General features: G+C 65.0%; 9 protein-coding genes. 3 read left to right on the forward strand and 6 right to left on the reverse strand.

Going from position 1 to position 11,958, the window contains the following annotated elements; translation table 11 throughout:
• Nucleotides 1-53: 53 nt before the first annotated feature.
• Genes HU719_RS00540 through HU719_RS00555 form a run of 4 tightly spaced genes read right to left on the reverse strand, consistent with a single transcriptional unit; the run spans nucleotide 54 to nucleotide 4,815 of the window.
• Entirely contained in the window at nucleotides 54-914 is an 861-nt protein-coding gene (locus HU719_RS00540) for an efflux RND transporter periplasmic adaptor subunit (RefSeq protein WP_186536403.1), read from the reverse strand.
• 10 nt (nucleotides 915-924) lie between these two features.
• Entirely contained in the window at nucleotides 925-1,125 is a 201-nt protein-coding gene (locus tag HU719_RS00545) for a DUF1656 domain-containing protein (protein ID WP_186520074.1), read from the reverse strand.
• Nucleotides 1,115-3,292, reverse strand: coding sequence for an FUSC family protein (locus tag HU719_RS00550; protein WP_186536404.1), 2,178 nt, complete (start codon nucleotides 3,290-3,292; stop codon nucleotides 1,115-1,117). The genes HU719_RS00545 and HU719_RS00550 overlap by 11 nt, the downstream gene beginning before the upstream one ends.
• Nucleotides 3,289-4,815 (reverse strand): efflux transporter outer membrane subunit, encoded by a 1,527-nt coding sequence (locus HU719_RS00555; RefSeq protein ID WP_186536405.1) that lies wholly within the window; start codon nucleotides 4,813-4,815, stop codon nucleotides 3,289-3,291. The genes HU719_RS00550 and HU719_RS00555 overlap by 4 nt, the downstream gene beginning before the upstream one ends.
• Before the next feature lie 180 nt (nucleotides 4,816-4,995).
• Between HU719_RS00555 and HU719_RS00560 the strand changes: the two genes are divergently transcribed.
• Both HU719_RS00560 and HU719_RS00565 read left to right on the forward strand, forming a co-directional pair.
• A complete protein-coding gene (locus HU719_RS00560) occupies nucleotides 4,996-5,943 on the forward strand; it encodes a LysR family transcriptional regulator (protein WP_186536406.1) in 948 nt (315 codons plus the stop codon).
• A 224-nt stretch (nucleotides 5,944-6,167) separates the two neighbouring features.
• Complete coding sequence (locus HU719_RS00565; RefSeq protein WP_186536407.1) at nucleotides 6,168-7,142, forward strand: 2-hydroxyacid dehydrogenase; 975 nt, start codon at nucleotides 6,168-6,170, stop codon at nucleotides 7,140-7,142.
• A 7-nt stretch (nucleotides 7,143-7,149) separates the two neighbouring features.
• On the opposite strand, the gene HU719_RS00570 is transcribed toward HU719_RS00565, so the two are convergent.
• Complete coding sequence (locus HU719_RS00570; RefSeq protein WP_186536409.1) at nucleotides 7,150-8,049, reverse strand: DMT family transporter; 900 nt, start codon at nucleotides 8,047-8,049, stop codon at nucleotides 7,150-7,152.
• A 212-nt stretch (nucleotides 8,050-8,261) separates the two neighbouring features.
• Between HU719_RS00570 and HU719_RS00575 the strand changes: the two genes are divergently transcribed.
• The gene (locus tag HU719_RS00575; protein WP_186536411.1) at nucleotides 8,262-9,137 is read left to right on the forward strand and encodes a helix-turn-helix domain-containing protein; all 876 of its coding nucleotides are present in this window, start codon (nucleotides 8,262-8,264) and stop codon (nucleotides 9,135-9,137) included.
• Between the two features lie 325 nt (nucleotides 9,138-9,462).
• Here HU719_RS00575 and HU719_RS00580 read toward each other — a convergent pair whose 3' ends face one another.
• A complete protein-coding gene (locus tag HU719_RS00580) occupies nucleotides 9,463-11,874 on the reverse strand; it encodes a TonB-dependent siderophore receptor (RefSeq protein ID WP_186537377.1) in 2,412 nt (803 codons plus the stop codon).
• Between the last annotated feature and the right edge of the window lie 84 nt (nucleotides 11,875-11,958).

Raw genomic sequence — 11,958 nt, forward strand, 5'->3', positions numbered from 1 at the left:
AATGATCGATATAAAGACCATTTAATGAACATTGAAAGAAGGCGAATTCTCGGTCACTCCCCGCCTTGCTTCACCACCACCGTACAGGTGGTGCCCGCGGCCAGCAGATACCCCTCGGGCACTTCGTCGATATGAATGCGCACCGGCACCCGCTGCGCCAACCGCACCCAGTTGAACGTCGGGTTCACGTCGGCGATCAGCTCGCGGCTTTGCGGGTTGTCGCGGTCGTAGATGCCGCGCGCGATGCTCTCTACGTGGCCGCTCAGGCGTTCGCCGCTCATCATCTGCAATTCGGCCTGATCGCCCACCTGCACATGGGGCAGCTTGGTTTCTTCGAAGAAGCCATACACCCAGAACGACTGCTCATCCACCACCGCCATGACCGCCTCGCCAGTGCGTGCGTAGTCGCCCTTGTGCACGTTGAGGTTGGTGACATAGCCATCGACGGTGGCGATGATCTGCGTGCGCTTGAGGTTCAGCTCGGCGGCGGCGAGCTCGGCCTGGGCGTGCTGGTAGTCGGCGAGCGCCGAATTGGCGATGTTGCTGGCGTCATCGCGGTTCTCCCTGGAAATGACCAGGTTGTCCATGTCGGCGCGGCGCCGCGCATTGACCTTGCGCATCTCCCAAGTGGCCTTGCGCGAGGCCACCAGCGCCTTGGCCTGCTCCACCGCCAGTTGGTAGTGCTCGGGGTCGATGCGGATCAGCACCTCGCCCTTCTTGACCCGCTGGTTGTCCTTGACCGGCACCTCCACCACATAGCCCGGCACATCGGCGGCGACGTTGATGATATCGGCGCGCACCCGCCCGTCGCGGGTCCACGGGGTGGTCATATAGTGCAGCCACAACTGCCGGCCAATCACCACGGCTGCGGTCAGCACCAGCAAGGTGGCGATCAGGCTGAAGAACTTTTTCATCGAAGGTTTCTCACCAGTAGAGCGACAGCGCCAAGGCGCCGAACAGGCAGACGAACAGGCACAGGCGCAGCAGCGCCGGGTGCCAGAAGAAGCGATAGCCGTCGTGGCTTGCGATAAACCGGTCCAACCCCCAGCCAAGGCCCAGGGCAAACAGGAACATCAAGGTCATGGTCGGCATGTACACGCCATGGAAGGCGATTTCACGGGGCATGGTGCAGTCCTTGGGCCGGAGCCAGGGGCGATTGCGGGTCAAGCAGGGCGGTGCGGATGAAGTGCAGGTAGCTCTGCACCCGGCGCAGCACCGAGGTATCGAAGTGCCGGGCGAAGGGCTCGTCGGTGGCCTGCACGCGGCTGATAGCGTGGTCAACCGCCACCAGCGCGCGCTCGTGGTTACTGGCGCTGGGTTGCAGGAACAGCCGCGCCAGCGCTCGCCCCATCACGCGGATGGCCTGGCGCCAGGGCTGGCTCTGGGCATAGGCCGGGTGCACCGGCGCGCGCTCCTGCTCTTTGCGCAGCTCGATGACCGCGTGGCCGATTTCCAGCACAGTGAACATCCACCCCATCAGCTCGCTTTGCACCTTCGGCTGCCCGGCAGCCAGGCCATATGCCTGGTGCAGCAGGTCGCGGGTACGGCTTTCGAAGGCCGAGCCGAGGCCGCGCAGGCGCCCACTGATGGCGAACAGCACCTGTTCGCGCAGCGCCTGCTCCAGGCGGCTCCACAGCCAGCGGCTGTTGGGCGGCAGAATGATCGCCCCGGCAGCGGCGCAGACGAACATGCCGATGACCATGCCGATGTAGTCATTGATAAACGCGTAGGGGTCATACACGGTGAGGTTGTTCGGCACCGAGCCGATGGCGAAGAACACCAGCAACCCCAGCCCGTAACCGGCATAGGCCGGGCGCGAGGCCAGGAACGCGCCCAGCGTGAACACCGGCGCCAGCACCATGCACAGCAGCGGGAAACCGTCGATCCAGGGGAACACGAAAAAGGTTTCGAAGAAGCCTACAAACGCCCCAACTGCCGTGCCGCAGGCCATCTGGAAGGCCATGCGCTTGGGGTTGGGCGATGCCGCCGACAGGCCCACGGTAACGGTCGCGATCAGGGTCATCATGGCGCCGCTGGGCCAGTCGCTGAGCAACCAGTAACTGCCCAGCAGCAACAGCACCGCCGAGGCGCGAAGCCCTGCGGCCAGCGACACCAGCCAGCTGGTCTGCGCCACATAGGGCTCGTCCCACTGCTCGCGGGCGTGGCTGTGGGCGGCCAGCGAGGCGTGGGTTTCGGCGTAGCTGTACATCTCGTCGATGAAGCGGTACAGCAACTCGAAGGCGGTATGGAAATCGAGCAACTCCGCCTCGCTCGGGCCGGTTTGCAGGTAGTCGGCGCGCAGCCCGCGTACCTGGGCCTGCAAGCCTTCCTTGTAACTGCCCAGCTCCAACGTCAGGCGCAGCGCATCGGCATCGGTGAGCGCGCGGCCAACGTAGGGTTCGAGCAGCTCTGCCAAGGTCGCAAGGCCCGGCTCGATGGCCCCGACAATCTGCACCGGCCCGCGCGCGCGCAGGCGTTCAAGCAGCCGGTGCAAGGCGTTGAAGCGGGTGGTGATGGCCATGAACTCGCTGTTCATGCGCACCAGCCGCCCGGAGCGCCGGCGCATGTGCGGGTCTTCGAAGGCGGTGACGTTGCGCAGGCTTTCCAGGCCCACCGCTTCGGCAACAAAACGCAGGTTGCTGGTTTCGAAACGGTCGCGCTGGCTGTCGCCGCGCAGGGCCTCGACCACCACCCCGGCAAAGGTGCCAAAGCGCTGGTACAAGGCGTTGCGCATGGCGGCGCTGGCCGACTGCGGCAAGATCGCGGCGCTGACAAAGGTGGACACCAGAATCCCCAAGGCAATCTCCAGCACCCGCCACACCGCGGCCATGAAGGCCTGGTCGGGGTGCTGCAACACCGGCAGGCCGATCATCGCTGCCGTGTAGCCGGCCAGCACGAAGCCATAGGCCTGGAAGGTGCGGTAGCGCATGGCCCCGGCCGAACACAGCCCCACCCACAGCGCAAGGCTGGGCAAAAACAGCTCGGTGTTCTGCGGGAAGATGGCAATCAGCGCAACCATCATCGCCGAACCTGCCAAGGTGCCCAGCACCCGATAGAAACTCTTGGCGAACACATGGCCGCTTTGCGGCTGCATGACGATGAACACGGTGATCATTGCCGTGCGCGGCTGCGGCAGCTCGAGGCGCATGGCCAGCCACAGGGTGATGAAGGCCGCCGCCAGTACCTTGAAGATATACACCCAGGTCACGCCGTCGGTGCGCGCCCAGGCAAAAAAGCCCCGGCGCCATTCCAGGCTGTGCAGCCAACGCAGCGGCAAGCTCAGGGTGCTCATCGGGCGTGGCCTGTACGGTCGAGCAGGGTCAGCGCCGGCGGGGTTGGCGGCGCCTCCTGATGCTGCTGGTCGGGCACGTCGCTGCCGGCCTGCAGGCCACCGCCCAGTGCAGTTACCAACTCTGCGTGGGCGATCAGCCGCGCCGCCTGCACCTGCTGCTGCACCTGCTGCTGGCGGAACAGCAGCGTCTGCGCCTGGAGCACATTGAGGTAGTCGGTAAGGCCGCGCTGGAAGGCCACGGTGGCGATGTCGTAGGTTTTCTGCGCGGCGGCCACGCTTTGGGCGGCAAAGTGCGCCTGTGCATTCATTGACTCGCGGCGGATGAGCTGGTCTGAAATGTTCTTTAACGCGCCGATAACGGTCTGGTTGTAGTGCGCCACTGCCAGGTCATACCCGGCGGCGGCCTTGCCCAGTTGTGCGCGCAGGCGGCCGCCATCGAAGATCGGCAAGCTGATGGCGGGGCCTGCGTTGTAGTTGAATTTGCGCCCGGTCAGAAACTCCAGCGGGCCGCCGCCGGTGGCCATGAAACCCAGGCTGCCGACCAGGTCGACGTTAGGAAAGAACCCGGCATGGGCGACGTCGATGCCGCGCGCCTGGGCAGCAACCTGCCAGCGGCTGGCGACCACATCGGGGCGCTGGCCGACCAGTTCGGCGGGCAGGCTCGAAGGTAGTTCCAGCGCTGCGCCAAGCGCCAGGGCCGGGCGCTGCAACTGGCTGCCCGCCCCCGGGCCTTTGCCGGCCAAGGCGGCGAGCTGATTGCGGGCCAGGGCAATCGCTTCGTCGAGGCTGTCGAGTTGGCGATGGGTTTCGGGCAGCGGCGCTTCGGCCTGGCTGACTTCGAAATGCGTGCCGATGCCGCCGTCCAGGCGCCGCTTGGCCAAGGCGACAATCTGTTCCTGCTGGGCCAACTGCGCCTTGACGATATCGCGCCGGGCATAGTGCAGGCTGAGCTGGATATAGCTGCGCACCACGTTGTTCTCAAGCTCAAGCTGCGCCTGGCGGGCCTCGGCGACGCTCATGTGGGCCTGGTCCAACGCCTGCTCGCTGGCGTTGCGCTCGCGGCCCCAGAGGTCAAGCGCGTAGCTGAAACCGATGGCCGCGTTGTTGTCCCAGGTGTTGGCGCCGGACAGCGCGCCAGGGCCGTAGAACTGATCCTCGGGCCAATTGTGGCGTTTGAGGGTGGCCTCGCCGTTGGCCTGCAACTGCTCAGCCGATTCGACCACGCCCGCCATTGCCCGCGCCTGGCGTACCCGTGCAGCGGCCATGGCCAGGCTCGGGCTGCCGGCCAGGGCCTGGGCCAGCCAGTCATTCAGTTGCGCATCGCCATAGGCGCGCCACCACTGACGCACGGGCCAGTGGGCATCACCGACCGCTTCGCGGATGGCGTGGTCAGTGGCCAGCTGGTTGGCCTGGATTGTCGTACTTTGCGGGGCAATCCCCCAGGTTCCGATACAGCCGCTCAAGGTCAAACTTAAAACACAGGCACTGAGCGCCCGGAGCGCTCCGATGTTGCGACGCGGCACAGCGGCGATTTCCCGAGGAAGAGGTGAAGGGGCCAGGCAATTCTAGGGGCGGGTTTGATTGGCGATAAGCGTATATTCCTGCGAATCTTTGTTACCAAAACAGCGATAATCCGGCTTTAGTCGCACGTTCAATCGCGTTACTTCATGTCACAATTTTGTCCTCTAAACCGAGAGTGACCCATGGACACCCTGCAAAACATGCGTGCTTTCAGTTGCGTAGCCCAGCTCGGCAGCTTTACCGCTGCCGCGGCGCAACTGGATACGACCACCGCGAACGTGTCGCGAGCGGTCTCCAACCTGGAAGCCCACTTGCAAACCCGCCTGCTCAACCGCACCACCCGGCGCATTGCGCTGACCGAGGCAGGCAAGCGCTACCTGATGCGCTGCGAGCAGATTCTCACCTATGTGGAGGAGGCCGAAGCCGAGGCCAGCGATGCCCACGCCCGCCCCGCCGGGCAGTTGAAGGTGCATTCGATGACCGGCGTCGGCCAGCATTTCGTGGTCGATGCCATTACCCGCTACCGCGACTCGCACCCTGATGTCACCTTCGACCTGACCATGGCCAACCGCGTGCCCGACCTGCTCGAAGAGGGTTACGACGTGTCCATCGTGCTGGCCACCGAGCTGCCCGACTCAGGCTTCGTTTCGCAGCGCCTGGGCATCACCTACAGCATTGTCTGTGCCGCCCCCGCCTACGTGGCCCGCCACGGTTTTGCGCAAAAGCCCTCGGATCTGCTCAAGCACGCCTGCCTGCGCATGGTCAGCCCGGTGATCCCGCTGGAAAAGTGGTTATTCGACGGCCCGGAAGGCCAGGAGGTGGTCAACATCACCAACTCGCCGTTCCAGGTGAACTCGGCCGACGCCATGAGGACCGCGATCCGCAGCGGCATGGGTGTGGGTGTGCTGCCGATTTACACAGCCATCGAGGGGCTGCGCGATGGCAGCCTGGTGCGGATTCTGCCGGAGTACCGCTTGCAGGAGCTGAACCTGTACGCCATCTACCCATCGCGGCAATACCTGGATGCCAAGATCAAGACCTGGGTCGAATACCTGCGCAACTCGCTGCCGGAAATTCTTGCCGCCAACGAAGCCGACCTCAAGACCCACGAACTGCACATCGCCAACTGAAAAAGCTGCTGCATTGGGGGTGGGGACAATGGTAGGTTGCTATGCATTGACCCCAGCGTCTGGCAGACAGGGCCACGGGAGGGCTTTGCCCTCCATCGCGACATAAGGCCGCTCCTACAAGGTCCTGCGCCACCTGTAGGAGCGGCCTTGTGTCGCGAAAGGGCCGCACAGCGGCCCCGCTTTTCTGCCCGACTTCGTTCCCCGCCTTGCAGAGAAGCAGCCCGATGAAAAAGACCGTCCTGGCCTTCAGCCGTATCACCCCGGCCATGGCCGAGCGCCTGCAGCAAGACTTCAACGTCATTCTGCCCAACCCGAAACAGGGCGATATCAACGCCCAGTTCAACGAAGCCCTGCCCCACGCCCACGGCCTGATCGGCGTCGGCCGCAAGCTTGGCCGGGCGCAACTGGAAGGTGCGGGCAAGCTGGAGGTGGTGTCCAGCGTGTCGGTCGGCTACGACAACTACGACCTGGACTACTTCAACGAGCGCGGCATCGCCCTCACCAACACCCCCGACGTGCTCACCGAAAGCACCGCCGACCTGGGCTTTGCCCTGATCATGGGTTGCGCGCGGCGCACCGCCGAGCTGGACGCCTGGACCAAGGCTGGCCAGTGGCAAGCCACCGTCGGCCCTGCGCACTTTGGCAGCGACGTGCACGGCAAGACCCTGGGCATCGTCGGCCTGGGCAACATCGGCGCGGCCGTGGCACGCCGCGGCCGCTTCGGTTTCAACATGAACATCCTGTACGCCGGCAACAGCCGCAAGGCTGCCCTTGAACAGGAGCTTGGCGCCCAGTACCGCAGCCTGGACCAGCTGTTGGCCGAGGCTGACTTCGTGTGCATCGTGGTGCCGCTGTCCGACGCCACGCGCAAGCTGATCGGCGCGCGTGAACTGAAGCTGATGAAGCCCAGTGCATTCCTGATCAACATCGCCCGTGGCCCGGTGGTGGATGAGGCGGCGCTGATCGAGGCCCTGCAAAACGGCACCCTTCGCGGTGCGGGCCTGGATGTCTATGAAAAAGAGCCGTTGAGCGATTCGCCGCTGTTCAAGCTGTCCAACGCCCTGACCCTGCCGCACCTTGGCTCGGCCACTGCCGAAACCCGCGAAGCCATGGCCAACCGGGCGCTGGACAACCTGCGCGCCGCCCTGCTGGGCGAGCGGCCACAGGACTTGGTCAACCCGCAGGTGTGGAAAGGCTGAGCCGGCTTCAACGCGCCGGGGCGGGCATTGCTACCCTGGCGCGTGGTTTGCGAAACACCAGCACGTTACCAGCCATCACCACCACCAGCCCCAGCAGCGCCGGTGCCGTCCACACATACCCCTCCGCCACGGCCGACACATTCAGCGCCACCAGCGGGAACAGCACCGTGCAGTACGCCGCACGCTCCGGCCCCATGCGCCCGACCAAGGTCAGGTAGGCGGTAAAGCCGATCACCGAGCCTGGAATCACCAGGTACAGCAGCGAGCCCACGTAGCGGGTGTTCCACTCCATGTCGAACGGTATGCCGCTGACCAGGCAGTACAGCCCCAGCATCGCCGCGCCGTAGGCCATGCCCCAGGCATTGGTGGTCATCGGCCGGAGGCCGGCCTTCTGTTGCATGCTCGACAGCATGTTGCCCGCCGAGAAGCACAGCGTGCCGAGCAGTGCCAGGCCCAGGCCGTACAGCGTCTCGCGGCTGGCGCTGTGGTGGCTGAGCTCGGGCCAGAACAACAGCCCGAGCCCGAGCAGGCCCAGCACGCCGCCGCCGAGCACATTGGCGGCAATTTTCTGGCCGAAGAAAACCCGCGCATTCAGCGCATTCCAAAGCGTGGCAGTGGAAAACACCACAGCGATCAGGCCGCTGGCAATCCACTGGCTGGCGGTGAGAAAGCACATGAAGTTGATGCAGAACAGGCACAACCCTTGGGCCAGGCAGATCATGTGGCCGCGCCGGTTCATCGGTTGCAGGCGCCGGGTCAGCCGCAGGATGGCGAACAGGATCAGGCCGGCCAGGGCGAAGCGGTAGGTGATCGATACCGGGATGGCGACCACGCCCAGTTGCAGCTTCAAGGCAATCCAGGTGGTGCCCCAGATCAGGACAGTGAGCAGGTACAACGACAGGTTCATGGCAGGCTTCCTTGGTCAGGCTTATGGCCCTGTCGCGGGGCAAGCCCGCTCCCACAGGGTGTGGAGGCAGGTTTGCCATGAGCCAGGGCCATCGCAGGCATCCAGTCTCTGCCCGGCACCGCCCCCGCGCTTGCACAAACTTGCGCTTTTGCGCCGCTGCCTGCTGCCACCTGGCCACAGGCGCAGTAGGATGGCCAGCAGAGGATCCGCCCATGTCTGCATTCGACCACCTGCAAGTCTTCACCGCCATGCACGCCTCCCCCCACGCTCAGCTGGAACTGAGCGCACAACTGGGCGACGGGCTGGCGGCTGCGTTGTGGAGCAACCGCAACGACGCTCGCGACTACCAGGCGCCCAGCCACCACACGCTGTCGTGCTACATCGCCGACGGTACCGGCACGTTTCGCCGGCAAAAGCCTGCCGACAAAGGCGCGCCCAACAAGCTGTGCATCATGCCGGCCGGGCATGAGTCGAACTGGATCGTCAACGGCGAGATCCGCCTGGCGCATTTGTATGTGGGCGAGGCGCAGTTCGCCCTGGGCTGTACCCGCCTGCTGGACCGTGAGCCACGGGAAATGCAGTTGCATGAAGCGACCTTTCTCGATGACCCGCAGCAGGCCGTGCGCTTTCGCCAACTGGTCGCGCTGAACTGGGCCGAGCCCGGCGAGCGGCTACTGACCAACAGCCTGGCCCACGCGATCATCGACCATGCGGTGCTGCACCAGACAGGCCGGCGCGAAGGGCTGCGGGTCAAGGGAGGGCTTGCGCCGCACCAGCGCCGGCAACTGGTCGACTACATCGAGGCCAGCCTCGATCAGCCGCTGACCCTGGGCGAGTTGGCGCTGCGCTGCAACCTGTCCGAATACCACTTTGCGCGGATGTTCCGCGCAAGCTTCGGCCTGCCGCCCCACCAGTACGTATTGGCGCGTCGGCTGCACCGCGCCTGCCAGTTGCTGCGCGTTGGCCACATGGCGCTGGGGCAAGTGGCGCTGGCGTGTGGTTTTGCCAGCGCCAGCCATTTCAGCAACCGGTTCAGGCAGGCGCTGGGCGCCACGCCTGGCGAATACCGGGCGGCGTTCGCAGGCTGAGCCTGTTCTCATCGCAGGCTGTCGCCAGCTCCCACAGAGCTCGCCCATCCCATATCGATGCCGTCTACGCGGTCAGTGTAGGAGCGGCCTTGTGTCGCGAAAGGGCTGCGAAGCAGCCCCCAGGATCGAGCAACCACCAGAATCGCTGGGGCTGCTTCGCAGCCCTTTCGCGACACAAGGCCGCTCCTACACAATCAAAAGCGACTCGCCCGAAACCATAGAATCTCCCACAGTGACCGCGTCCAGCCTCGATATTGTGGGTTGACCCAGACCCTGTGGGAGCTAGCGACAGCCTGCAATGAAGGGAACACCCATCAGGAGGCAATCAGAACTCCAAAGTACTCGACAGACTCACCTGCCGGGCATCACCCACGGCCACGAAGTAGCGGTTCACCGCCGAGCTGTAATACACCTTGTCGAACAGGTTCTTGACGTTCAACTGCAAGCGCACCTTGTGGTCGTCCAGCTTGGTCTCGTAGCTGGCGAAGGCATCGGCCACGGTGTACGCCGGTAGGTCGAACTCGTTGTTGGCATTGCCCGCCCGCTCGCCCACATAGCACGCGCCGGCGCCCAGGCGCAGGCGGTCGCCGCCGAACACGCGGCCGTAATCGTAAACCGCCGAAACCGAGCCACTGTTGCGGGCGACGTTCTGCAGGCGGTTACCCTTGTAGTCAGGGTCGTCGGTCACTTCGGCGTCGGTGAAGGCATAAGCGCCCAGCAGGCTCCAGCGCTCGCTGAGCTGGCCGCTGACGTCCAGCTCCACGCCGCGTGAGCGCACCTCGCCCGCCGCGCTGTACAGAATGCCGCCGGTGGCCGTGTCGCTGTTGGACACCAGCACGTTGCGCTTGGTGATGTCGAACAGCGCCAAGGTGCCGGTGATGGCGCCGGGCATGTCGAGCTTGGCGCCCACCTCCCACGCCTTGCCCTGCTCCGGGGCAAAACCGGAGTCCAGGGTCAGCGGCCGGGCTGGCCCGCTGCTGGCCTGGTTCAACGGGGCAATGGTCGAGTTGGGTTTGAACGACTCGCTGTAGCTGCCATAGAACGACAGCTGGTCATCCACCTGATACACCAGGCCCGCATGCGGCACCCAGGTTTGCCCGCTGGTATCGGTGTTGGCCCTGAACGGGCGGCCACGACCGGCGTACTGGTCATACTGCTGGAAGCGCCCACCGGCCACCACGATCCAGTGGTCATCCAGGTGCCAGGCATCCTGCACAAACAGCGAGTCGGTGCGCAGCTTGTCGGTCTGGTCGCTGTCTGTGGCGCTAACGGTGGTGCCTTCAGCCTGCTGGCCATAAACCGGGTCCAGGTAGCTGAACGAGGTATTGCGCGCACCACGGATCAAATCGCCGCGAAACACCTTGCGGTCCTCATGGTCGACCCCAGCGATCAGCTCATGGCGCATGCCGGCCAACTCGACATTGCCGTTCAGGCTGAATGTCGCGAACTGGTTGCGGCTCATGGCGTTGTGGGTGCCGTCACTGTTGCGGGTGAGCGTGCCAGCCCTCTCGTTGACCGCCGTGACGCGCACCTGGCTGGCATCGTAGGTTTCGCGGTTGGCGCTGTAGCCGAAGTGGGCTTTCCAGTTGTCGCTGAGCTGGTGGTCGACTTCCAGCCGGTACAGGTCCGAGCGCCCTTCCATATCGTTGTAGGGCTCGTCCAGGCGCCGGGTAGCGGGGATCTTCAGCGGGTGGCCGTTGCTGCCAAAGGCGGTGCCACGGTCGAACGGGTAGAGAAACTCACGGTGCTCATACGACAGCACCACCTGGGTGTCCTCGCCGAGCCAGGCCAGCGACGGCGCCAGCAGCGATTCGCGGTGGGTGCCGTAGTTGCGCCAGTAGTCTTCGTCTTCGTGGTCGACGATCAGCCGGTAGGCCAGGTTGCTCTCGCCCAGCGCGCCGGTACTGTCCAGGCCGCCGCCGCTGCCGTTCTTGCCACTGCCGTAGGTCGAGCCGCGCACGGTAACAGCGTTGTACTGCTCGCGTTGCGGGCGCTTGCTGACCACGTTGATCACCCCGCCTGGGTCCTGGATGCCGTACAGCAGCGAGGCCGGGCCCTTGAGCACTTCGACCCGCTCGGCACTGGCATTGAGCGAGCGGCCCTGCACCAGCGGCATGCCGTCGCGCATGATCGAGCCGTCGCGGTTGTCACCAAAACCGCGCTTCATGACGGTGTCAGCGGTGCCGCCGAAGTTGTTGCCCTGGGTGATGCCGCTGACGTTGTACAGCGCATCGTCCAGGTTGCGCGGGGCCTGGTCGCGCAGCACTTGGGCCGGCACCACGTTGATGGCGTGTGGGATCTCCAGGCTCGGGCCCTGGCCGCGCATGATCGACGCCGTGGCGGGCGGCTGGTAGCTGTATTCATCCTGCTGCGAGGTGATGTTGATCGCCTGCAGGTTGAGGGCTGCGCCGGTTTCAGCGGCGTCCAGGGTCAAGGTGCGCGCATCCAGGCGGCGCCAGGTCAGGCCGGAATTGCCAAGCAATTGTTGCAGCGCCTGCTCGGCGCTGAACGAGCCGTTGAGCGCCGGTGCTTGTTGCTCTGGCAGTGCCAGGGTGTACACCACGCTCTGCCCGGTGGCACGGCTGAAGGCATTGAGCGCCTGGGCCAGCGGCAGGCTCGGCTGGGCGAAGGCATACGCTTGGCTCTGCTGCGCGGCCAGCGCCTGGGGCGCCATGGGCAGGACGGACAAAGTGCTGAGGCCGAACCAGAGCGGGACGCAACGCGGGGTGAACTTCATGGACGCTGACCTGAGAAGGGAGTAATCGGTTGCGAATGAATCGCACTTTCACTCACTACACGGATGCCGTTGGCGGATACCTCA

This window comes from Pseudomonas farsensis, from assembly GCF_014268805.2.
GTDB lineage: Bacteria > Pseudomonadota > Gammaproteobacteria > Pseudomonadales > Pseudomonadaceae > Aquipseudomonas > Aquipseudomonas farsensis.

Excerpts from the sequence above, each read along its gene's own strand:
- HU719_RS00540 (WP_186536403.1), bottom strand. The coding sequence starts at position 914 with ATGAAAAAGTTCTTCAGCCTGATCGCCACCTTGCTGGTGCTGACCGCA.
- HU719_RS00545 (WP_186520074.1), bottom strand. The coding sequence starts at position 1,125 with ATGCCCCGTGAAATCGCCTTCCATGGCGTGTACATGCCGACCATGACC.
- HU719_RS00550 (WP_186536404.1), bottom strand. The coding sequence starts at position 3,292 with ATGAGCACCCTGAGCTTGCCGCTGCGTTGGCTGCACAGCCTGGAATGG.
- HU719_RS00560 (WP_186536406.1), top strand. The coding sequence starts at position 4,996 with ATGGACACCCTGCAAAACATGCGTGCTTTCAGTTGCGTAGCCCAGCTC.
- HU719_RS00565 (WP_186536407.1), top strand. The coding sequence starts at position 6,168 with ATGAAAAAGACCGTCCTGGCCTTCAGCCGTATCACCCCGGCCATGGCC.
- HU719_RS00570 (WP_186536409.1), bottom strand. The coding sequence starts at position 8,049 with ATGAACCTGTCGTTGTACCTGCTCACTGTCCTGATCTGGGGCACCACC.
- HU719_RS00575 (WP_186536411.1), top strand. The coding sequence starts at position 8,262 with ATGTCTGCATTCGACCACCTGCAAGTCTTCACCGCCATGCACGCCTCC.
- HU719_RS00580 (WP_186537377.1), bottom strand. The coding sequence starts at position 11,874 with ATGAAGTTCACCCCGCGTTGCGTCCCGCTCTGGTTCGGCCTCAGCACT.